Consider the following 22,929-nt stretch of genomic DNA (forward strand, 5'->3'; position numbering starts at 1 on the left):
GCATTGTGCCCAAGCGCGGCCAGCAGGGCAAGGTATGGGGCGCCCTGGAGGAGGCGCGCCCTCGCGGCGATCCGGGCCGCAGGCCCGCATGATCGGCAAAGCATCGCCCCGAGGTCGGGCCTTCCACAGGGGGCGAGGGTGGCTGGTCCTGCTCAGCCGCGCCGCGCCGAATACACCCGGAAGCCATCGCGCTCGGCCAGCACGCGGCAGGGGCCGAGGTGCTGCTCGATCAGCGGCGCGTACCTGAGGAAGCTGTTGGCCACCAGGCGCAGCTCGCCGCCGGGGCGCAGGTGGCGGGCGGCCTCGCGCAGCAGCTGCTCGGTGGCCTGATAGTCGGTGTGCACGCCCTGGTGGAACGGCGGATTGCTGACGATGGCGGCCAGCTCGTGCGGCGCGTCGGCGATGCCGCGCCCGGCCTGTACGCTGCCGGGCAGCGCGTTGGCGGCCAGGGTCAGGCGGCTGCTGGCCACGGCGAAGGCATCCACGTCGAGCAGGTGCAGGCGGCTGGCCGGATAGCGGCGCTGCAGCGCGGCGCCGAGCACCCCGGCACCGCAGCCGAAATCCAGCACCTCGCCTTGCGGCAGGCCGTCGAGGTGCTCGAGCAGCAGGCGCGAACCGACGTCCAGGCGTCCGTGGCTGAACACGCCGGGCAGGCTGACCACCTGCAGTTCGCCGTTCGCGGTGGCGACCGGGTAGCGGCGGGCGAGGGCCTCGAGATCCGGCGCGGCCGGAACCTGCGCCACCGTCACCTGCCACAGCTGGCAGTGGCGGGCGCTGTCCAGCTTGCGCGGCCGGCCGTAGGGCTCCAGCTGCTTGGCGGCGCGCTCGATGCCGGCGCGCTTCTCGCCGACCAGCCACAGCGTCCCGGCGGGCAGGCGCGCGGCCAGCGCGGCGAGCAGGTAGTCGGTCAGCTCGCGCGACTTGGGCAGGAACAGCACCGCGCCGACGAACGCCTGCGCCGGTACCTGGGTACCGAACTGGCAGCGCCCGGGATAGCGCGCCTCGAGCGCCAGTTGCTCGTGCTGCAGCCAGCTCCAGCCTTGCGCCTCGGGCAGCTCGCCGAGCAGGCCGTCGGCCGGCAGACCGGCGAGCAGCACGGGACCGTCGAACAGTTTGGCCTGACGCAACAGCACTTCGCTACGCGGATCCATCGGACATCTCCGGAACAAAAGGCGGGCAGATTAGGCAAAGCGCGGGGCGCTGGCAAATCCGCAGGGCGGTCGCGCGAACGTGGCAGGAGCCAGCAAGCTGGCTCCTGCGGGAGTCGATTCCGCCACCCTACGAGACGACGCGCATCGGCTCGCCTCTGCCGAACGCGGCGGCATTCTCCGCCAGCTGGGCAACGATGCGCTGGCGCGCCTCGCGGCTGCCCCAGGCGCTGTGCGGGGTGACGATCAGGCGCGGGATGTCGGCGGCCAGCAGCGGGTTGCCGTCCTTGGGCGGCTCGACGCTGAGCACGTCGCTGGCCGCACCACCGAGATGGCCGGCGCGCAGGGCGTCGGCCAGCGCCTGCTCGTCGACCAGGCCGCCGCGGGCGGTGTTGATCAGGAAGGCCGTCGGCTTCATCAGGGCGATCTCGCGGGCGCCGATCAGGTGGCGGGTCTGCTCGGTCAGCGGGCAGTGCAGGGTCAGCGCGTCGACCTGCGGCAGCAGCTCGTCCAGCGGCAGGCGACCGTCGTGGGCCGGCCGGCCCGGCAGCAGGCCGAGCAGCACGCGCATGCCGAAGGCGCGCGCCAGCTGCGCCACCGCGCTACCCAGTTCGCCGTGGCCGAGCAGGCCGAGGGTCTTGCCTTCCAGCTCGACGATGGGGAAGTCCAGCAGGCAGAACTGGCTGGACTGCTGCCAGCGTCCGGCGCGCACCGCCGCCTGGTAGTCGGGCAGGCGGGTGGCCAGGGCGAGCAGCAGCATCAGGGTGTGCTGGGCCACCGAGGGCGTGCCGTAGCCCTGGCAGTTGCACACGGTGACGCCGTGGGCGCGGGCGGCGGCCAGATCGACGTTGTTGGTGCCGGTGGCGGCGATCAGTACCAGCTTGAGTTCGGGGCAGGCGGCGAAGGTGGCGGCGTCGAGGCGGACCTTGTTGCTGATCGCCACCTGCGCGCCCTTGAGGCGTTCGGCGACCTGCTCGGGGGCGGTCTGCTGGTGCAGCACCAGCTCGGCGAACCGCGCGCGCAGCGGCGCCAGGTCGAGGTCGCCAAGATCGAGGGAGGGGTGGTCGAGGAATACGGCTCGGGTCATGGGGCAATCCTTCGGCAGGGGGCGGCGCAGCCGCATGGCGGGCGCGCTATCATCCGCGCAGCCTAGCGGAAAGCGCCGGTCGCGTGCAGCCCGGCCGCTACGCCGCCTTTCGCCGCCTGCAAGGAGTCTGCATGTACTGGACGGAATTTCTCACCGTGGCGCTGATCCACCTGCTCGCCGTGGCCAGCCCCGGGCCGGACTTCGCCGTGGTGATCCGCGAGAGCGTCAGCCACGGCCGGCGCGCCGGCATCTTCTCGGCGCTGGGGGTCGGCAGCGGGATCTTCCTGCACGTGGCCTATTCGCTGCTCGGCATCGGCCTGATCGTCTCGCAGTCGCTGCTGCTGTTCGGCATCCTCAAGTGGCTGGCGGCGGGCTACCTGGTCTACATCGGTTGGCGCGCGCTGCAGGCGCAGCCGGCCGCCCCGGGCGTGCTCGAGGCGCTGGGCGAGGGGGCCGCGCGCAGCGGTCGCGGTGCCTTCGCCACGGGCTTTCTGACCAACGCGCTGAATCCCAAGGTGACGCTGTTCTTCCTCTCGCTGTTCACCGTGGTGATCGACCCGCACACGCCGCGGCTGATCCAGGCCGGTTACGGCGTCTACCTGGCGTTCGCCACGGCGGGCTTCTTCTGCAGCATGGCGCTGCTGTTCAGCCAGCCGCGCGTGCGCAGCGGGTTCGCGCGCCTGGGCCACTGGTTCGACCGGCTGATGGGCGTGGTGCTGATCGCCCTCGGCGTGCGCCTGGCGCTGGGCGAGCTGGGCTGAGACGGGGCCGGTGCGCACGGCGCACCCTACCCGGACATGGAGGCTGGTAGGGTGCGCCGCGCGCATCGGCGCTTCACAGCAGCTCGACCGCCAGCGCCGTGGCCTCGCCACCGCCGATGCACAGGGCGGCGACGCCGCGCCGCCCGCCGGTGCGGCGCAGGGCGTTGATCAGGGTGACGACGATCCGCGAACCGGTCGAGCCGATCGGATGCCCCTGGGCGCAGGCGCCGCCGAACACGTTGACCTTCGCATGCTCCAGGCCGTGCTCGCGCATCGCCAGCATGGTGACCATGGCGAACGCCTCGTTGATCTCGAACAGGTCGACGTCGCCCTTGCTCCAGCCGGTTTTCTTGAACAGCCTGGCGAGCGCGCCGACCGGGGCGAGGGTGAATTCGCCGGGTTCCTGGCTCTGGGTGGCGTGGCCGACGATCCGCGCCAGCGGCTGCAGGCCGCGGCGCCTGGCTTCCTCGGCGGTCATCAGGACCAGCGCCGAGGCGCCGTCGGAGATCGAGCTGGAGTTGGCGGCGGTGATGGTGCCGTCCTTGCGGAACGCCGGCTTGAGGCCGGGGATCTTGTCCGGCATGGCGTTCAGCGGCTGCTCGTCGTCCTTGACCAGCACGTCGCCCTTGCGGGTGGTCACGCTGACCGGGACGATCTCGGCGACCAGCGAACCATTCTGGATGGCGGCCTGGGCGCGGCGCAGCGACTCGATGGCGTAGGCGTCCATCGCTTCGCGGGTGATGCCGTACTGGTCGGCGGTCTCCTGGGCGAAGGCGCCCATCAGCCGGCCGCTGCGCGCATCCTCGAGGCCGTCGAAGAACATGTGGTCCTTGAGTTCGGCGTGGCCCATGCGCAAGCCGCTGCGCGCCTTTTCCAGCACGTAGGGCGCGTTGGACATGCTCTCCATGCCGCCGGCGACCATCACCGTGTTGCTGCCGGCCTTGAGCAGGTCGTGGGCCAGCATAACGGCCTTCATCCCCGAGCCGCACAGCTTGTTGATGGTGGTGCAGCCGGTGGCCGGCGGCAGGCCGGCGTCCAGCGCCGCCTGGCGGGCCGGGCCCTGCTTGAGGCCGGCGGCCAGCACGCAGCCCATGATCACTTCCTGCACCTCGGCCGGGGCGATGCCGGCGCGCTCCACCGCGGCACGGATGGCGGCGGCGCCTAGTTGCGGCGCGCTGAGGGCGGCCAGGCTGCCCTGGAAGCCGCCCATCGGGGTACGGGCGGCACTGACGATGACGATCTCGGACATCGGGAACTCCTCGCTTTATTGGACTTGTTGTTGCAGTGCACTAAGACCGACTGTACACCTTGCGCCACAGGCTGCAAGGTGCCGATTGGCGGATGGCCGCCGAATGGCGCAGGGGTACGGCGCGCAACCCTGGAGGCCGCCAGTTGTCCGATAATGCCGGCAGCGGGGCCGCGTGGCTGCCGCGGCGGACCCGAACCGCAGCATCCCTAACCGCAGCATGGAGAGTCGCGTTGGCATCGATGAGCAGAATCCTGGCGGCGGGCTGTCCGCGCCGCTCGCGGCTGTCCGCCGCGCTGGCGGCCAGCCTGGCCGTGCCGGCGCAGGCGCTCCCCTTCAACATCGGTGGGTTGGAGGGACAGCTCGATTCGCAGCTGGCGCTGAGCTCGCACTGGGCCACCGCCAGCGCCGATCGCGACCTGATCGGCGCCAGCAACGGCGGCCGCGCGCCGGCGGCCAGCGGCGACGACGGCCGGCTCAACTTCAAGCGCGGGGAAACCTTCAGCAAGCGCTTCAGCGGCCGGCACGCGCTGGAACTCAGGTCCGGCGCCAGCGGCCTGTTGCTCAGCGGGCGCTACTGGTACGACTTCGAACTGCAGGACGAGGCCCGCCCGTTCGCCGCCGTCGACGACCATGGCCGCCAGCGCGGCGCGCAGGTCGCCGGAGCCGAGTTGCTGGAGGCCTTCGCCTGGCACCATCACCTGCTCGGCGAGCAGCCCGGCAGTCTGCGCCTCGGCCGCCAGGTGGTGCACTGGGGCGAGGGCGTGCTGATCCCTGGCGGCATCGACAGCATCAACCCGTTCGATGCGGCGATCTGGCGCCGCGCCCAGGCGCCGCTGGACGAGGGCCGCCTGCCGGTCAACCTGCTGCACGGGGCGCAGGACCTCAATGCTGCGCTGACGCTGGAGGCCTTCTACCAGCTGGAGTGGCGGCCGACGACACTGGACAACTGCGCCACCTTCCTTGCCCAGGCGGACTACCTGGCCGACGGCTGCAACCAGCTGGCGCAGCCTGCCGGTGCGCCGCTGCCACGCGGCGCCGATCGCGATGCCCGCGACTCCGGCCAGTTCGGCCTGGCCCTGCGCTACTACCTCGAGCCGCTGGCCACCGAGTTCGGCGCCTACGCGCTCAACTACCACAGCCGCCTGCCGCTGCTCGGCCTGTCCGGCGCCAGCTACATCCTCGCCTACCCCGAGGACATCCGCCTGTATGGCCTGAGCTTCGCCACCACCCTGGCCGCCGGCAGCGTCTGGCGCGGCGAACTCAGCCATCGCCCCGACGCGCCGCTGCAGCCGTCCCTCGCCGATGGCCTGGCCAGCGGGCAGGCGCAGCCGGCCTGGCGGCGCCACCGCGTCAGCCAGCTGCAGACCAGCCTCAGCCACCAGTTCGATCAGGTGATGGGCGCCAGCCGCCTGAGCCTGGTCGGCGAACTGGCCTGGGTCCACGTCGGCGGCCTGGACGGGCGTTATGGTCGCGATCCGTTGTTCGGCCCCGGCCCGCAGGCCGACGGCGGCTGCCCGCTGGCGGTGGGCGCCACGGCGCGCTACTGCGAGAGCGACGGCTTCACCACGCGCGACGCCTGGGGCTACCGCCTGCAGGCGGTCTGGGAGTACCCGCAGCTGTTCGCCGGCATCGATCTGGAGCCGAGCCTGAGCTGGGCCCACGATGTCGAGGGCCATGCGCCGGCCCCCGAAGCCACCTTCGTCGAGGGCCGCCAGGCGCTCAGCCTGGGCCTGGACGCCGACTACCGGGACACCTACACGGCCAGCCTGGCGTACACCGCGTTCTTCGGCGGCAAGTACAGCAGCCTGAGCGACCGCGACTACCTGATGCTCTCGCTGGGCCTGCGCTTCTGAGCGCTCATGCCGTCAGGGAGTGGCAGTCGGGGCGGAAAATTGCCCGCACTGTGCCAAGATGATGCCATCTGACCCATTCGGAGCCTGCCCCGTGACCGCCCAGCCCGCCCTGATCCGCGAAACCTTCCCCGTCGGGCCGTTGCAGTGCAACTGCACCATCATTGGCGATCCGCTGACCAAGAAGGCCATCGTCGTCGATCCGGGCGGCGATCCGGAGCTGATCATGGCGCGCCTGGACAAGCACGGCCTGAAGGTGGTGAGCATCGTGCACACCCATGCCCATCTCGACCATTTCCTCGCCGCCGGCGAGATGAAGAAGCGCACCGGCGCGACCCTGCACCTGCACGAGGACGACCGCTTCCTCTGGGATGGCCTGGAGATGCAGTGCCGCATGTTCGGCGTGCCCTACACCCCGGTGCCGGCGCCGGACCATTACCTGCGCGACGACGAGGAGCTGGCCTGCGGCTGCGGCGTGGCGCTGCACACCCCGGGGCACACGCCGGGCTCGATGAGCTTCTGGTTCGCCGACGCCAAGCTGCTGATCGCCGGCGACACCCTGTTCCGCCGCGGCATCGGCCGCACCGACCTGTGGGGCGGCGACTACGCCACCATCGAGCGCTCGATCAAGCAGCGCCTGTACACCCTCGACGAAGACGCGACGGTGATCACAGGTCACGGTCCACAGACTACGCTGGGTGAGGAAATGCGCGAGAATCCGTTCATCCGTGCCTAAGTGAACATCAACGGGAATTTATTGCCGTCATCTGCCTCTAATGGCCAGTTGCCCGTGAAATGCGGGTTCGAATCGTTCAAGGAGAACTACCCAATGAAACTGTCGAGTCGCCTGATCCTGTCCGCTGCCGCCCTCGCCCTGCTGAGCGGCTGCGCCACGCAGAATCCCTATGACCAGGGCGCGCAGACCGATTCCACCGGCATGAGCAAGACCGCCAAGTACGGCGGCCTGGGCGCCCTGGCCGGTGCTGCGGCCGGTGCGCTGATCAGCCACGACGACCGCGGCAAGGGCGCGCTGATCGGCGCCGCCGTCGGTGGCGCCAGCGGTGCCGGCTACGGCTACTACGCCGACAAGCAGGAAGCCCAGCTGCGCCAGCAGATGCAGGGCACCGGCGTGGAAGTGCAGCGCCAGGGCGACAACATCCAGCTGATCATGCCGGGCAACATCACCTTCGCCACCGACTCGGCGGACATCTCCAGCGGCTTCTACAACCCGCTGAACAACCTGGCCAACTCGTTCAAGCAGTACGACCAGAACAGCATCGAGATCGTCGGCCACACCGACAGCACCGGTGGCTACCAGTACAACATGGGCCTGTCCCAGCGCCGCGCGCAGAGCGTGGCCAACTACCTGGTGTCCCAGGGCGTCAACCCGAGTCGGGTGACCACCCGTGGCGCCGGTCCGGACCAGCCGGTGGCCAGCAACAACACCGAGTCCGGTCGCCAGCAGAACCGCCGCGTGGAAGTGAACCTGCGTCCGCTGCCGGGCGCCCAGGGCATGCAGCAGTAATCCGCACGGCCAGCCCGCGGCTGGCCTGAGCAGGGAAAAGGGCGCTGCAGCGATGCCGCGCCCTTTTTGCGTCTGCCGGCAGTACTTTGGTCGCAACCGCCTGCGACCTGCGCAGGGTTGTCCGCCGGCGGGCGAGGCGGGATGCTGCACTCTCCATCCTCCGCACGAGTTCCGGCCCATGGACTCCGACTTCCCGCCACTGGCGGATCGCAGCCTGCGACTGGGCAACGGCGTGTCGGCCGCCGTGCTGCACGACCCGCAGGCCACTCGCGTGGCGCTGGCGGTCAGCGTGGCGGCCGGCAGCTTCCACGAGCCGCCGGACTGGCCGGGACTGGCGCATTTCCTCGAGCACAGCCTGTTTCTCGGCAGCCGCGGCTTTCCCGAAGTCGACGCCTTCGCCGCCTACGTGCACGGCCACGGCGGGCGCTACAACGCGCGCACCCTCGGCCTGCAGACCCTCTACTACCTGGAGATGCCGGCGCGTGAGCTGCGCCCGGCACTGCTGCGCCTGGTCGACCTGCTGGCCCGGCCGCTGCTGGCGGACGCGCGCCTGCAGGCCGAGCGCGAGGTGCTGGAGGCCGAATACCGGGCGCGCTGCGCGGATGGCGACTGCCAGTTGCAGGGGGCGATTGCCGGTCAGCTGCATCCGCAGCATCCGCTGGCGCGTTTCCATGCCGGTTCGCGCGACACCCTGGACACCAGCGATCCGCGCTTTCTCGCCGACCTGCGGGCCTGGCAGCGGCGCCACTACGGCGGCGCCAACCTGCGCCTGCTGGTCAGCGGGCCGCAGGCGCTGGACGAGCTGGAGCACGTGACCCGCGAGCTGGCCGGGGCGCTGCCGGCCGGCGCGCGAACGGTCGAGGAGTCCTGGCCTGCGTTGTGGCCGGCCGGGCAGGGCGCCGTCGAGCTGGCGCTGGAGCAGCCGCAGACCCTGCAGCACATGAGCCTGTGGCTGCCGCTACGGGTGGCGCCCGCGCGCGAGGACGAGTTGCTGGCACTGCTGCGCCAGGCCGTGGCGCAGCCGGCCGGCGGTGGCCTGCTGGCCGAGCTGCGTGCGCGCGGCTGGGCGCGGCAGCTGAGCGTCGACTGCCATCCCGGCGGCGCCGGCGAGGCCCTGCTGGCGCTGCGCATCGAGCTGCTGGAGCGCGGCTGCGGCGCGGAGCGGGCGATAGCCGCGCTGTGCGTCGACTGGTTGCGCGCGCTGGCCGGCGATCCCGCCCTGGCGCTGGCGCCCGACGAGTGGCCGGCGCTGAGCCGCGAGCAGGCCTGGCAGGAGCTGGAGCTGGCGCCGATGGAACGGGCCGGCCTGTGGGTCGAGCGCTGGCAGCGCCAGGGCGGCAGCGAGTGGCAGCCCTGGGCGAGCGAAGCTGCGGCGCCGCGGCAGCGCCTGCGCGAGCTGGCCCAGGTGAGCCCGCAGCGACTGATCCTCCAGGTGGCCCGCGAGCGGCTGGACAGCGGCGCACTCACCCCCTGGTTTCCCGTGCGCGCGACGGCCGCGGCGCTGCCCGGCCTGCCGGCCGTGGCGCTGCCGGCCTGGCAGGCGGCGCCGCGCAATCCGTTTGTCGATGCTGGCGGCGCGGACGCGGACGCTGACGCGGCCTGGCCGGCGGGCTGGACGCAGGACGACGCGCTCGTCCTGCGTCCCGGGCATGCCGCGCTGTTGCTGGACTGGCAGTTGCCTGGCGCCAGCGATGCCGCGACCCGGCTGGTCGCCGAACTGGCCGAGGCGGCGCTGGCCGGTCAGTGGCAGCAGACGCTGGCCGGCGCCGCGCGGCTCGGTCATGACTGGCAGCCGCTGTCGCGTCCTGGTCAGCTGCGCGGCTGCCTGAGCGGGCCGGCGCAGGTGCTGCCGTTGGTGCTGACACGATTGCTGGCAACCCTGCGCGACGGCGATCCCGCCGCGTGGCGCCCCGCCCTGCAACGCCGGCGTGCCGCGACGGCGCAGCAGCTGCTGCTGCGTCAGTTGCTGGCGCACCCGGCCGCCGGCTGGCGCGTGCCGCTCGATGTCCCGGCGGACGAGATGCGCCTCGACTCGCTGAGCGACGCCGAACTGCGCGAACAGGTCCAGGCCTTCTTCACCGCGGCGCAGCTGCACGGCCGGCGCTTCGGCGCGGTGCCGGCGGCCGCCGCGGCGGCGCTGAGCGGGCTGGGCCAGCCGGTCGCGGGCGCGCCGCCGTTGGCCGCGGCGAGCTGGTGTGGCGGCGAGCACGAACAGCGGCTGCCGGTCATGGCCGTGCCGGGCGGCGCCGAGCAGGCGGTGCTGCTGCGCCTGCTGGCGCCGCCCGGGCGGCCCGCGCTGGAGGCGGCCTGGCGGGTGCTGGCGGTCCTCCAGCAGGGCGCCTTCTACCAGTCGCTGCGGGTCGAGCAGGGGCTGGGCTATGCGCTGTTCAGCCGCTTCCACGCCGGCGAGGACGGCGCCGAACTGCAGTTCGGCGTGCAGTCGCCGCACGCCGATGCAGCGCGCCTGCAGCAGGCGATCCGCACCTTCGTCGAGCAGCAGGGTTCGGCGCTGACGGGGTTGTCTGCGCAGCGTCTGCAGCAGGCGCGCGAGGCGGCGCTGGAGGCGCTGGACGGCGGCAGTCGCCGCGCCCGTCTGCTGCGCGCCTGCGGCGACTGGCTGGGCGGCCAGGCTGCCGGCCAGCACGCCGCCGTGCGCGAGGCCCTGCAGCAACTGGACGGCGATTGCCTCCAACGGGCGGCCGCCGAGCTGGGCCGCACCGAGTGGCGCTGGCTGCTGAGCGAGGCGAGACACTCCTGAGCGGGGCGCTATATGGTGATCCGCTTCACCCTATTCCTGGATGGAGGGCACGCCGATAGCCCGCGCCTTGGTTTTTTTGTGCGGCTCTTCCCACCCGGAAAAGAGGCAACGGAACGAATTCGCATCAGGCATGTAATCTCCGCCCGCCGATCGGTCTGATCAGGGATTTGAGGTGCGTAGGGATGCGTCGTTCCACATGCAGTTGGCTACTTTGTCTTGCCTTGCCGTTTTCCATTGGCGTGCTGGCCGCCCCTCTGCCGACCCCGGGCGACCGTGACCTGCAGCGCGAACGCCAGGAGCAGCTGCTCCGCGAGCAGCAAAGGCGCCTGGAAGAGCTCCAGCAGCTACCTGGCAAGGGCGCGCCGGAGCAGCCAGAGGAGCAGGTGCCGGACGCCCGCTGCTTCGACATCCGCGAGATCATCCTGGAAGGCGCTGCCCATCTCGATGCGCGCAGCCGCGAGGCACTGCTTGCCCCTTATCGAGGACGCTGCCTGGGTGTAGCCCAGCTCAACGCCTTGCTCAAGGACATCACCGACCACTACCTGGCACGCGGCTTCGTCACCACCCGGGCCTACCTGCCCCAGCAGGATCTATCCAGCGGCATCCTCAAGGTGATCGTCGTCGAAGGCCGGCTGGAGGGCTTCGATGACTCCGCGGTGGTCACTCCTCGCGAATTGGGCATGGTCTTTCCAGGCCGGACCGGCGAGGTGCTGAACCTGCGCGAGCTGGAACAGCTGATCGACCAGATCAACCGCCTGCAATCGCGCCAGACGCAAGTGGAGCTGGTCCCCGGCGAGCAGGTGGGTGGCAGTCGCGTGCAGCTCCAGGGCGAACGCGACAAACCCTGGCGCGTCTCGGTTGCTCGTCACAACAACGGTGACCGCAGCAGTGGCGAACAGCAGTGGGGCGGCGGCCTGGATTGGGACAGCCCGCTGGGAATGGCCGACCAGCTCAGCCTGCGCGCCAGCGAGGACGCCGTCAGCGACCAGTGGAAGCACTCCGCCAGTCAGAGCCTGTGGTACAGCCTGCCCTATGGCTGGTGGACCTTCAGCTACAGCTTCAGCCAGAACTACTACCGCACGCGCAACCAGGACGCGGGCTTCGCCTTCAAGTTCGATGGCGACAGCGAAAGCCACCAGCTGCGCGCAGAGCGCGTGCTGCACCGCGACAACGTCAGCAAGACCGCCGTCAACCTGGGGCTAAGCCATCTGCGCACACGCAACTACATCGACGACACCCTTCTCGAAGTCTCCAGCAGCCGCATCAGCGAGGCGCAGCTCGGTTTCAACCATGGGCGCCGAATCGGGAGCGCCTTCGTCAACCTGGATGCCGGCTGGCAGCGCGGCATTGGCGCGCTCGATGCCCAGGGGGAGGGCGATCCGCAGCCCGGCGAGCCCCATGCACGCTACGACAAGTACAGCCTGACCCTCAGCTACCTGCAGCCCTTCCAGCTGGGGGGCGAACATTTCAGCTTCGACAGCCTGGCCACCGCTCAGCGGAGCGAAGACGTGCTCTACAGCCCGCAGCGCATCAGCCTCGGCGGGCTCGGTTCCATCCGCGGTTTCAAGGACCAGACCCTCTCCGGCGACAGCGGCTACTACTGGCGCAACCAGCTAGGCTGGCGCCGTGCGATCAGTTGGCAGCCGCTGCGCCCCTGGCTGCAGGAATACGGCCTGGCCTACGCCTACGATTTCGGCGCGATCAGTCACGACCGCTACAACCCCGAGCTGCATGGGCGCATGAGCGGCCACGGGCTCGAGTTCAGCGGCCGCGGCCAACACCTGGCCGCCTCGCTGACCCTGGCCCGCTCGCTGCAGCGCCCGGACGTGATCGAGCGGCGCGAACACCCGCTGTACTTCCGCGTCGACCTGTTCTTCTGACCCTTTTTCGCTCTTTAGCTTTTCGGGAGATTCCCACATGGACGTCCGCCGCCCCCTGTTCCAGGCCATCGCCAGCGCGCTAGCCGGCATCCTGTTCCTCAATCCCATCGTTGCCTGCGCCGCGCAACTGGCGGTGGACCAGGCCGCGGGCGGCAACACCAGCATCGGGGCAGCCGGCAATGGCGTGCCGGTGGTCAACATTGCCACCCCCACCGGCGCCGGGCTGTCGCACAACAAGTTCAGCGACTACAACGTCGGCCAGCAGGGGCTGATCCTCAACAACGCCACCGCCAAGACCCAAGCGACCCAGCTCGGCGGGATCATCATCGGCAACCCCAACCTCAAGGGGGCGGCGGCGACGCGCATCCTCAACGAAGTCACCGGTGGCAGCCCCTCCCAGCTCAAGGGCTACACCGAAGTGGCTGGGCAGGGCGCCCACGTCATCGTCGCCAACCCGCATGGCATCACCTGCAACGGCTGTGGATTCATCAACACCCCGCGCGCCACCCTGAGCACCGGCAAGCCCATCCTCAACGGCGAACGCCTCGACCACTACGATGTGGACGGCGGCGAAATCGTCATCGAAGGCGCCGGACTCAACGCCAGCAACATCGACCAGTTCGAGCTGATCACCCGCAGCGCCAAAATCAACGCCGACCTGTATGCCAACCGGCTGAACATCGTCGCCGGGCGCAACCAGGTCGATGCCGAGACCCTCGCCGCCAGCGCCAAGGCCGACGACGGCAGCCCCAAGCCACAACTGGCCATCGACAGCTCGGCCCTCGGCGGCATGTACGCCGGCGCCATCCGCCTGGTCGGCACCGAGGCCGGCGTCGGTGTGAAACTGGCCGGCAACATGGCGGCCAGCGCCGGGGATATCCGCATCGACGCGAGCGGCAAGCTGAGCCTGGCGCAGACGGCTGCCAGCCGCGACATTCGCCTTGACGCCCAAAGCATCGACCTGAGCGGCAAGGCCTACGCCGGCGGCAGCGTCGACGCGCAGGCGGCCGAGACCCTGAGTTTGGCCAAGGGCCAGAGCCTGGCAGCGCGTGAACGCATCGCGCTGAAGGGCGGCCAACTGGACAACCAGGGCCTGATCGAAGCCGGGGTGAACGCCGACAACAGCCGCAACCTGATCGGCGATGTGCAACTGGCCGGCGGCGGCCTGCGCAATAGCGGCAGCGTCGTGGCCAGCCGCGCACTCAGCGCCGTGCTCAGCGGGCAGGTGGACAACCGTGCCGGCACCCTTAGCAGCAAGGCGAACACCACCGTCGCGGCTGCAGGCCTGAACAACGGCGGCGATGGCCGCGTGCTCGCCCAGGGCAGCCTGACGGTCGCGGTCGCCGAGCTGGACAACCGCACCGGCTTGATCGCCAGTGGCAAGGACCTGAGCGTCACTGCTACCACCAGCCTGAGCAACCAGGCCGGGGAAATCTCCAGCCAGGCCGTGGCCACGCTTGACGGTGGCAACCTGGATAACCGCGGGGGCCTGATCGCCGCCGGCAGCGCCTTGGCGCTGACTGCCGGCAATCTGGACAACAGCGACACAGGCACCCTGAGCAGCCAGGGCGGCCTGACCGCCACCGTGACCGGCAAGCTGGACAACCACGGCGAAGGCGCACTGCTCAGCCAGGGCAAGCTGACCCTGGTCGCCGAGAACATCGATAACCGCCAGGGCGGCCTGATCGCCGCGACCCAGGGCCTGGATATCCAGGCCAGCAACAGCCTGCACAACAGCGGCGGGGAAGTCTCCACCCCGGGCGCCGCCGTCATCCGCGTGCTCGCCAAGGATGGGCAACCCGCCGCGCTGCTGGACAACAGCGGCGCCGGCCTCGTCATCGGCGATCAGGGCCTGGAACTGACCGTGCAGCGCCTGCTGAACAACGCCAGGGGCGTGCTCGCCGGACGGGACAGCCTGGTGCTGATCGGCGACAGCCTGGACAACAGCGCAGGCGGTACCCTGAGCAGCCAGACCGCGCTCAGCGTGGCGCTCACCGGCGCACTGGCAAACCGGGAGCAGGGCGCGCTGATCAGCGGCGGCAGCCTGACGGTCGGCGCCAAGAGCCTGGATAACAGTGCAGACGGTTTGCTCTCCAGCAAGGGCGCACTGAGCGTCAACAAGGGCAGCCTGGACAACCGCGGTGGCACGCTGCTCAGCGACCGCCAACTGACCATCAGCAACAGCAGCCTTGACAACAGCGCCGGCGGGGTCATCAGCGCCAAGCAGGTGCTGACCATCGGCACCGGCCAACTCGACAACCACCACGAGGGCCTGATCAGCAGTGGTGCCGGCCTGACGATCGCATCGGCCCAGCTCAACAACCATGACCGGGGGCTGATCGCCGGCAAGGGCGCCGTGCAGGTCAGCGCCAGCGGCCTCGACCAGCACAACAGTGGCGAGCTGATCAGCGAAACTGCGCTGACCCTCGATCTCAAGGGCGGCACGCTGAACAACAGCGACCAGGGCCTGATCGCCACGCCCGGCGCGCTGCTGCTGAACAACCTGGGCCTGGTCGACAACAGCGCCGGCGGCGAAATCTCCAGCGCCCAGGGTTTCCTGCTCAAGGCCGGAGAGCTGGATAACCGCGCCGGGCGAATCATCAGCAGCCAGGACCTGCAACTGCAGATCACCGGAGTCCTGCTGAACAACCTCAAGGGTGCCCTGTCTGCAGCCAAGCTGACTGTCAAGGCCGCCAGCCTGGACAACTCCGGTGCCGGCGTACTGGCCAGCAAGGGCGATCTCGGGGTCACCCTCGGTGGCAAGCTGGACAACCACGACCAAGGCCTGATCTCCGCCGGCCAGGCGCTGACTGTCACCAGCGCCTCGCTGGACAACTCGAACAAGGGCCTGCTGGCCAGCGGCGGCTCCCTGACGTTGACCACCGGCGCGGTGGATAACCAGGGCGGCAGCCTCGCCAGCCAGGCCAGCCTCAATGCCACCAGCGCCGGCCTCGACAACCGTGGTGGGACGCTCAGCAGCCAGCAGGCCTTCACGCTCACCGCGACCGACGTGGACAACCGCGACGGCGGCCTGATCACCAGCGCGGCTGGCCTGATCCTGAGCGCCGACAGCCTCGACTCCAGCCGCGACGCCGCCGACAACGGCGGCGAAGTGTCGGCCAAGCAGGACCTGGTCCTGGCGGTGAAAAAACTGATCCAGCGCCAGGGCCGCCTGATCGGCGAGGCCGGCGTCAGCCTGGATCTTCTCGGCGGCGACCTGGACAACCGCGGTGGATTGCTGTTCGCCAACGGCCCGCTGACCTTCGCCAATCTGCGCAAGCTGGACAACCGCGATGCCGGCGAAGTTTCCAGCAACCAGAGCTATAGCCTCAACGCAGCCGCAATCGACAACGGCGAAAAAGGCCGGTTGATCAGTGCCGACAGCCTCATCCTGGCGCTGGGCAGCGGCACGCTGCGCAACGCCGGCGAGGGCCTGGTGTCCGGCTGGAAAGGCCTGACGGTGAACGCCGGCAACCTGGACAACAGCGGCGCCGGCACCCTGTCCAGCCGTGACGGCACGCTTGCGGTCACCCTCAGCGGCAGCGAGCAGGTGCTGAACAACAGCGGCCAAGGCGCCCTGGTCAGCAAGGGCAGCCTCGACGTCCGCGCGAAGACCCTGAACAACAGCGGCGAGGGCATCCTCTCCAGCGCAGGGGATCTTGGGCTGATCCTCGACGGCAAGCTGGACAACCACGACGGCGGCCTGATCGATAGCCAGGGCGCGCTGACGGTGACGGCGGGCGAGGTTGACAACCAGGGCGGCCAGATCGGCAGCCAACTGGCCGGCAGCCTGACCGCCGCCAGCCTGGACAACAGCGCCGGCCAACTCTCCAGCGCGGCGGCCCTGACCCTGAACCTGACCGGTGAACTGCTCAATACCCGGCAGGCCCAGCTGGCTAGCGCCGGCCCCCTGGTGCTCAAGGCCGACGCAATCGACAACCGGGGTGGCAGCCTGATCAGCCAGGGTCTGCTCAACCTCGCCGGCAGCAGCCTGAACAACGCCAACGGCGGCACTCTGGCCGCGCGCAACGCCGTCGACATCATGCTGAGCGGCGCGCTGACCAACAGTGCCGACGGCCTGATTCACAGCGAACAGGGCACGCTCGACATCCAGGCGCAGAGCCTGGGCAACGTCGGCGGCACCCTGCACAGCCAGGGCGACCTGAGCCTGAGTCTGAGCGGCACACTGGACAACCAGAACGGCCGCATCGAAAGCCAGGTCGGCAATCTCCACCTGAAAGAATCCAGCGCAGTGGTTAACAGCGGCGGCGTGCTCGCCAGTCTCAACGGCTGGCTGGAACTGGTCAGCGCCGGGCTGTTCGACAACGACGCCGGCACCGCTCAGGCGCAGTCCGTGAAGATCACCGCCAAGGGCGTCGACAACCGCGCCGGGCATCTCTCCGCGCTGTCGGGCGACACCGAGATCATCGCCACAGAAGCCACCGTCAACAACCAGGGTGGCGGCCTCTATGCAGATGGGCTGCTCAAGGTGACCGCCGGCGACTTCAGCAACCAGGGTGCGCAAGCGGGCCAGGGCGGCAAGGTCGCGGCCGGCGCAATCGACTTCGGCCTCAGTGGCATCCTGAGCAACAGTTTCGGCCTCATCGAAAGCGACAGCACCCTCAGCCTGACCGCCGCCAGCTTCAATAACGGCAGCGGCAGCCTGCGCTCGCTGGGTACCACCGGCACCACGCTGATCAGCGGCGGCCTGCTGGACAACCGCAGCGGCCTGATCGAAACCGCCAACACAACGCTGCAACTCGACGTCAGCGGCCTGGAGAACGCCGGCGGACTCATCCGGCATGTGGGAACCGGCACCTTCGACCTCTCCGCGGCCAACATCATGGCCGCCGGTGGCACCCTCAGCACCAATGGCCTGCTCGACATCACCGCCAACAGCTGGGTGAACAGCAGCGTGCTGCAGGCCGGACGCCTGACCCTCAATGTCGGCACCTTTACCCAGACCGCCAGCGGCCAACTGCTGGCCAGCCAGTCCCTCAGCGGCACTGGCGGCACCTGGACCAACCACGGCCTGCTGGCCAGCGACGGCAGCCTCAGCCTGGCCCTGAGCGACGGCTATAGCGGCAACGGCCAAGTCACCAGCCTCGGCAACCTGAGCCTCAGCGCCGCCAGCATTGACCTGCCGACCAGCGCGCGCATCAGCGGCGGCGGGCTGACCACGCTCACCAGCACTGGCCTGCTGAGCAACCGCGGCAAGCTCACCTCGGCGGACGACCTGACGGTTCGCGCCGCCAACCTCAACAACTACGGCACCCTCGGCAGTGCGCAGCAGTTGCGCCTGTATGCGCCGACCCTGCGCAACGAGAACGGCCTGATCTTCAGCGGCGGCAATATGGCGCTGCGGGTGGATAACTTCACCAACAAATATGCGGATGTGTACAGCCTGGGTGCGCTGAGCATCGCCAAGGATGACCAACTGGCGCGTGCCGGCGTAGTCGAGAATATATCCGCCACCCTGGAAAGCGCTGGGGACATGCTGATCAACGCACAGCGGCTGGATAATCGCACGGATGTGTATTCCCTCGGGCGGGAGTTGATCTCAGGATTTATCGCCGTGCGCTGCTATGACTGCAGTGGCGACCATTACTACGTCGACTATATAGCCAGGGAGTTCTATCAAAGCAGCGTGCTGGAGGATTCACCTTCGGCCTTTATCACCGCCGGTGGCAACTTCAACTTTACCGGCGGCGATTTGGTCAACCGCCAGAGCAGCATCTCCGCTGCGGGGAATATCACTGTTCATGCCACTAACTTCAGTAATATCGGTGCGGTCGGCGGATCCATCGAAAGAACCCGCACTTACTACACCGGCCGGGTCACCGATGGCACCGTCGATAGATTTGTTACGAACTATGCAATGCCCTATAACCAACGCAATAACCCCGATTTTCCCAATGTCTTTTATGCGGTGTCTGCGACCGGTGAGATTCGTCTGGGTATTGCTAGCGTTGAGACGAACTATTATGACGGTTGGGATGAGATAGTTATCGCCGACTCGATCACTAAGGATTATGTCTGGATACCCACCGGTTATCCATGGAGCGGAAATCTGCCGTCATCCCAATACGACCCGAACAACCTGCTGCAACTGCCAAGCGCACTGAATCAATACCAACTGGTCAGCGACGTCGAGACTGCCAGCGATGGCGGCGCGGTTCGCTCCGCCATAGTCCAGGCCGGTGGCAATGTGTCGATCCAGGCCAGCCAGAGCCTGGAGAACAGCGTGATCCGTCAGGATTACCAGCCTGTCGGCGGGGGCAGTCGGGTGGGTGATACCGCAGCCCTTGGCACCGGCAAGACCACGGTCGTCCAGCTCAACTCGCAGCTCCCGCCGGACCTGCAACAACAACAGATAAATCCCCTTACCCTGCCCGGCTTTACCCTGCCGCAAGGCGAAAATGGCCTGTTCCGCCTGAATGGGCAGAATGCCGCAGCCAGTGTCGCGAGCGGCGCCTTGGGCGCAACAGGCGATAGCACCCTGGCCAGCAGCTCGGTCACAGTCGGCGCAGGTCAAACTGCCCAGGGCCCGGCAATGACCTCCGGCAGCGCCTGGAGCCTGCAGAGCGGGCAGAGTCCCATCGGGGTTACCCCGATCAACGCCGCTGCACTCGCTGTGAATGGCATTCAGAGCCAGCCCGGCAGCCACAACTACCTGATCGAAACCAACCCCGAACTGACCAACCTCCGACAGTTCCTCGGCTCCGACTACCTGCTCGGCCAGCTTGGCTACGACCCGGACCAGGCGCAGAAGCGCCTCGGCGACGGCCTCTACGAACAACGGCTGATTCGTGAGGCGGTGGTGGCGCGCACCGGCCAGCGCTACCTCGCCGGAATGACCTCGGACGAGGCGCTGTTCAAGTACCTGATGGACAACGCCATCGCCTACAAGGACTCGCTGAACCTGTCCCTCGGCGTGACCCTGACGGCCGCGCAGGTGGCGGCGCTGACCCACGACATCGTCTGGCTGGAAGAGCACGAGGTGAACGGCGAGAAGGTGCTGGTGCCGGTGCTCTACCTGGCCCAGACCGAAGGCCGCCTGGCGGCCAATGGCGCGCTGATCCAGGGCCGCGACGTGACGTTGATCAGCGGCGGCGACCTGCTCAACCAGGGCACCCTGCGCGCCAGCGATAGCCTCACTGCCACTGCCGGCAACATCGTCAACAGCGGCCTGCTCGAGGCCAGCCAGCGCCTGCAGCTGCTGGCCACCGAGAGCATCCGCAACGCCCAGGGCGGCATCATCGCCGGCCGCGATGTCAGCCTCACCGCCTTGAGCGGCGATGTCATCAACGAGCGCAGCGTGACCCGCCACGAGGTCAATTTCGGCAACCGCCACAGCATCCGGGACTTCGTCGACAGCGCCGCCCGCATCGAGGCGGCCAACAGCCTGAGCATCCATGCTGGGCGCGACGTCGCCAACCTCGGCGGTGTGCTGGACAGCCGCGGCGACCTGGCCATCAGCGCGGGCCGCGACCTGACCATCGCCGCGGTGGAAGAGCGCGTCAGCCAGGCGCGCGGCAGCCACTACCTCGATGAGCGGGTGACCCAGCATGGCGCTTTGGTCAGTGCCGGCGGGGATATCGACATCGGCGCCGGGCGCGACCTGGCCGTGATCGCCAGCCGCGTCCAGACCGAGGGGGATGTGGCGTTGTCCGCAGGCAACGATGTGCTGATCGCCTCGGCGGCCAACGAAAGCCATTACCTGTCCAAGAGCAAGAAAGTGATTCGCCAGAAGGACCAGGTTCGCCAGCAGTCCAGCGAGATCCTGGCCGGCGGCGACGTGGCGATCAGCGCGTCGAACGACCTGCTGCTGTCCGCCAGCAAGGTGCAGGCGGGCGATGAAGCCTATCTGGTGGCGGGCGAGAACCTCGCCCTGCTGAGCGCCGAGGACTACGACTACTCGCTGTACCAGAAGAAGAGCAAGGGCAGCTTCGGGCGCAAGAGCTTCAGGCGCGACGAGGTCACCGACGTCAAGGCAGTGGGCAGCGAGATCAGCACGGGAGGCGATCTCACCCTGCTCAGTGGCGGTGACCAGACCTACCAGGCCGCCAGGCTCGACAGCGGCAACGACCTGACCCTGGCCAGTGGCGGCGCGATCAGCTTCGAAGGGGTCAAGGACCTCAAGCAGGAGAGCCACGAGAAGAGCAAGAGCAGCCTGGCCTGGCAGTCGGCCAAGGGCAAGGGCAACACCGACGAGACCCTGCGCCAGAGCCAGCTGATCGCCCAGGGCGATCTGGTGATCCAGGCGGTGGAAGGGCTGAAGATCGACCTCAAGCAGGTCAACCAGCAGAGCGTCAGCCAGACCATCGATGCCATGGTCCAGGTCGATCCGAAGCTGGCCTGGCTCAAGGAGGCCGAGGCACGGGGGGATGTGGATTGGCGGAAGGTCAAAGAGGTCCACGACAGCTTCAAGTACAGCAATTCGGGGCTGGGGGCTGGGGCGCAGCTGGTGATCGCCATCGTAGTCGCCTACTTCACGGCGGGGGCCGCGAGTGGATTGGTTGCCAGCGGCGCATCGGCTGCCGGTGCTTCCGCTGGGGGAGCCTGGGCTGCGGGCACAAGTGCTTCGTTAGCAGGCTGGGCCAACGCCGCAGCTACGGCTGCACTGACGAGCATGGCCAGCAATACGGCCATCAGTACCATCAACAACCGCGGCAACCTGGGCGCGGTGGTCGACGATGTGACCGCCAGCGATGCACTGCGTGGTTATGCGGTAGCGGGCATGACCGCTGGCCTGACCAATGGCCTGTATGACGGTTGGGTCGGGACTGAAACCGGCACTGCAGGCGCTATTCAGAACGGCGGCAAGGTGCTCGCTGAAGGCGGTCTTTCCACTCTGGAGGGTATTGGGCGTTTCTCCGGCAATCAGTTGCTGCAGAACGGCACTTCTACCGTGCTTGATCGTGCTTTGGGTGGCGACAGTTCGTTCAGCGATGCCCTTCGCAGCAGCCTGGCCAATACCTTTGCGGCAGCGGGTTTCAACCTGATCGGTGATCAGACGGCGCCTGAAAAATGGGATTTGAAAGACGGTAGCCTGGCCAAGATTGGCATGCACGCCGTCATGGGCGGTCTGGCGGCAGAAGCGGCCGGTGGTGACTTCAAGGCCGGTGCGTTGGCAGCAGGAGCCAATGAGGCGTTGGTGGATGCCCTGGCTCAGCAGTACGGCGAGATGGATACAGAGCAGAAGAAAAGCCTGTTGGTGATGAACTCGCAGGTGATCGGTGTTCTGGCGACTGCAGCGCAGGGTGGGGATGAGCAGGATCTGCAGACTGGGGCTTGGGTGGCGGGGAGTGCTACGCAGTACAACTACCTGGACCATGAGCAGCAGGAGGCTTTGGCTAAGCAAATCGATGCTACCTGCAAAGGCGAGATTGAATGCATCCAGCGGGAGCTGAGTCATGCCAAGCCATTGGCGGATAGTCAAAATGGATTTGGCCCGGCTGAGCAGATGCAGTTTGACCAGGCGCGGGACGTTCTAAGCGATAAGCTTCTTGCCAATTGCCAGTCGGATTTCTGCAAGACTTTCACCTTGATCGAAATGCAGAGGGCTGGGCTTAACTGCGGTGCGATTTCATGCTTGCGTGAGGCTGCAGGTGCAACCCTAAAGTCACAGTATCTCAACCAAGGGCAGTGGGTTAAGCTTGCGTTGGACGCTGTAAGCGATGGCGCCGTCATTGCGGGGGCGTTGGGGCCGATCCTGACTGCTCCGAAAGCTGTCAGTGGTGCCGTGGCGGTTGTTGATGATGCGGCAGTTGTTGGTGCAAAAGCGACAGGTGTGGCCGATCAAACTGCGGGTTCAATAAAGAATGTTAATCCGGGTTATCCAGAAGCGGGTCGAACTCATAACTGTGTCAACTGCTCTATTGCTACTGATGCAACATTGGCAGGAAATCCTGCATCGGCATTGCCAATCAACCATACGAAGGGTGTCCCGTTGAGTGTGCTGGAAAAACAATTTAGCTCTAAATTTGGCCCTATAACGGCGCCTGAGAATATTGCGCAGCAAATGGCAAGCTCCGGAAATGGCGCTCGGGGGATCGTGTTTGGCTCTTATGGGCCGGGTCAGCCAGGGCATGTTTTCAATGTGGTTAATCAGAGTGGTGTTGTTAGATTCCTTGATGGGCAGACTGGGAAGCCAGCAAATCTCAGTAATTTCAAAACACTGCAGCTATTGAGAACAAATTGATGATCACTTATATGTGTGCCTTGGAGCGGGCAAAGGAATATTTAATGGATTCCGAAATTCCTTTGCAAATTACATGTGAGGGTGAGTTTTCCGAGGGGTGGTATTTCTGCTATCAATCAAAGGAATTTTTGGAAACTGGCGAGCTGTCAGCTCAGCTCGCAGGGAATGCCCCGTTTTTAATTGATAGGCAGTCTGGTGAGCTTCATGTTCTTGGAACAGCAAAGCCCTTAGAGAGTTATTTGGAGGATTACATAAAAGAGAAGGCCGTGAAATCAAGGTGATTTAACGGTGCAAAAGGTGGCGGTTTTGCCGGAGAGCTCACTAGTATTACCCAGAGACAACTTGATAAAAAATTAAGGGAAAAAGGGGGCAGATTCTGAGGAATCCCCACAAATCTACCCCAGCACCTGTGCCTGCTGATGCACTTCGTCACGCAGTCGGTACTCGATAGCGGCGAGCACATGCCG

General features: G+C 67.6%; 11 protein-coding genes. 8 read left to right on the top strand and 3 right to left on the bottom strand.

Going from position 1 to position 22,929, the window contains the following annotated elements; genetic code table 11:
- Nucleotides 1-152: 152 nt before the first annotated feature.
- Entirely contained in the window at nt 153-1,151 is a 999-nt protein-coding gene (locus BM297_RS08830) for a class I SAM-dependent methyltransferase (protein WP_092430330.1), read from the bottom strand.
- A 127-nt stretch (nt 1,152-1,278) separates the two neighbouring features.
- Entirely contained in the window at nt 1,279-2,235 is a 957-nt protein-coding gene (locus tag BM297_RS08835; RefSeq protein WP_092430332.1) for a 2-hydroxyacid dehydrogenase, read from the bottom strand.
- A 131-nt stretch (nt 2,236-2,366) separates the two neighbouring features.
- On the opposite strand from BM297_RS08835, the gene BM297_RS08840 reads away from it, so the two are divergent.
- A complete protein-coding gene (locus BM297_RS08840) occupies nt 2,367-2,996 on the top strand; it encodes a LysE family translocator (protein ID WP_092430333.1) in 630 nt (209 codons plus the stop codon).
- Between the two features lie 73 nt (nt 2,997-3,069).
- Here the strand turns inward: BM297_RS08840 and BM297_RS08845 are convergent, their stop codons facing one another.
- Entirely contained in the window at nt 3,070-4,245 is a 1,176-nt protein-coding gene (locus BM297_RS08845) for an acetyl-CoA C-acyltransferase (protein WP_092430335.1), read from the bottom strand.
- 239 nt (nt 4,246-4,484) lie between these two features.
- Between BM297_RS08845 and BM297_RS08850 the strand changes: the two genes are divergently transcribed.
- From BM297_RS08850 to BM297_RS08880, 7 genes are all read left to right on the top strand, one after another.
- Nucleotides 4,485-6,098, top strand: coding sequence for a DUF1302 domain-containing protein (locus BM297_RS08850; RefSeq protein ID WP_092430337.1), 1,614 nt, complete (start codon nt 4,485-4,487; stop codon nt 6,096-6,098).
- A 61-nt stretch (nt 6,099-6,159) separates the two neighbouring features.
- Nucleotides 6,160-6,831 (top strand): MBL fold metallo-hydrolase, encoded by a 672-nt coding sequence (locus BM297_RS08855; protein WP_092430385.1) that lies wholly within the window; start codon nt 6,160-6,162, stop codon nt 6,829-6,831.
- 93 nt (nt 6,832-6,924) lie between these two features.
- Nucleotides 6,925-7,620 carry a YiaD family glycine zipper/OmpA-like lipoprotein gene (locus tag BM297_RS08860; RefSeq protein ID WP_092430339.1) on the top strand — a complete coding sequence of 232 codons (696 nt, stop codon included), beginning with the start codon at nt 6,925-6,927 and terminating at the stop codon, nt 7,618-7,620.
- 178 nt (nt 7,621-7,798) lie between these two features.
- On the top strand, nt 7,799-10,378 hold the full coding sequence (locus tag BM297_RS08865) for an insulinase family protein (protein WP_092430341.1): 2,580 nt from the start codon (nt 7,799-7,801) through the stop codon (nt 10,376-10,378).
- A gap of 182 nt (nt 10,379-10,560) precedes the next feature.
- Nucleotides 10,561-12,258: a ShlB/FhaC/HecB family hemolysin secretion/activation protein gene (locus BM297_RS08870; RefSeq protein WP_092430343.1), complete on the top strand. Its 1,698-nt coding sequence runs from the start codon at nt 10,561-10,563 to the stop codon at nt 12,256-12,258.
- A gap of 37 nt (nt 12,259-12,295) precedes the next feature.
- Nucleotides 12,296-22,462: a two-partner secretion domain-containing protein gene (locus tag BM297_RS21980; RefSeq protein ID WP_092430345.1), complete on the top strand. Its 10,167-nt coding sequence runs from the start codon at nt 12,296-12,298 to the stop codon at nt 22,460-22,462.
- Between the two features lie 11 nt (nt 22,463-22,473).
- Nucleotides 22,474-22,743, top strand: coding sequence for a YrhB domain-containing protein (locus BM297_RS08880; RefSeq protein WP_281250239.1), 270 nt, complete (start codon nt 22,474-22,476; stop codon nt 22,741-22,743).
- Nucleotides 22,744-22,929 lie beyond the last annotated feature (186 nt).

Source organism: Geopseudomonas sagittaria (genome assembly GCF_900115715.1).
Taxonomy (GTDB): Bacteria; Pseudomonadota; Gammaproteobacteria; order Pseudomonadales; family Pseudomonadaceae; genus Geopseudomonas; species Geopseudomonas sagittaria.

What these genes read in the sequence shown, in the direction of transcription:
- BM297_RS08850 (WP_092430337.1), top strand. Translation starts at nt 4,485, where the DNA reads ATGAGCAGAATCCTGGCGGCGGGCTGTCCGCGCCGCTCGCGGCTGTCC.
- BM297_RS08835 (WP_092430332.1), bottom strand. Translation starts at nt 2,235, where the DNA reads ATGACCCGAGCCGTATTCCTCGACCACCCCTCCCTCGATCTTGGCGAC.
- BM297_RS08845 (WP_092430335.1), bottom strand. Translation starts at nt 4,245, where the DNA reads ATGTCCGAGATCGTCATCGTCAGTGCCGCCCGTACCCCGATGGGCGGC.
- BM297_RS08870 (WP_092430343.1), top strand. Translation starts at nt 10,561, where the DNA reads ATGCGTCGTTCCACATGCAGTTGGCTACTTTGTCTTGCCTTGCCGTTT.
- BM297_RS08880 (WP_281250239.1), top strand. Translation starts at nt 22,474, where the DNA reads ATGTGTGCCTTGGAGCGGGCAAAGGAATATTTAATGGATTCCGAAATT.
- BM297_RS08840 (WP_092430333.1), top strand. Translation starts at nt 2,367, where the DNA reads ATGTACTGGACGGAATTTCTCACCGTGGCGCTGATCCACCTGCTCGCC.
- BM297_RS08860 (WP_092430339.1), top strand. Translation starts at nt 6,925, where the DNA reads ATGAAACTGTCGAGTCGCCTGATCCTGTCCGCTGCCGCCCTCGCCCTG.
- BM297_RS21980 (WP_092430345.1), top strand. Translation starts at nt 12,296, where the DNA reads ATGGACGTCCGCCGCCCCCTGTTCCAGGCCATCGCCAGCGCGCTAGCC.
- BM297_RS08865 (WP_092430341.1), top strand. Translation starts at nt 7,799, where the DNA reads ATGGACTCCGACTTCCCGCCACTGGCGGATCGCAGCCTGCGACTGGGC.
- BM297_RS08830 (WP_092430330.1), bottom strand. Translation starts at nt 1,151, where the DNA reads ATGGATCCGCGTAGCGAAGTGCTGTTGCGTCAGGCCAAACTGTTCGAC.
- BM297_RS08855 (WP_092430385.1), top strand. Translation starts at nt 6,160, where the DNA reads ATGCCATCTGACCCATTCGGAGCCTGCCCCGTGACCGCCCAGCCCGCC.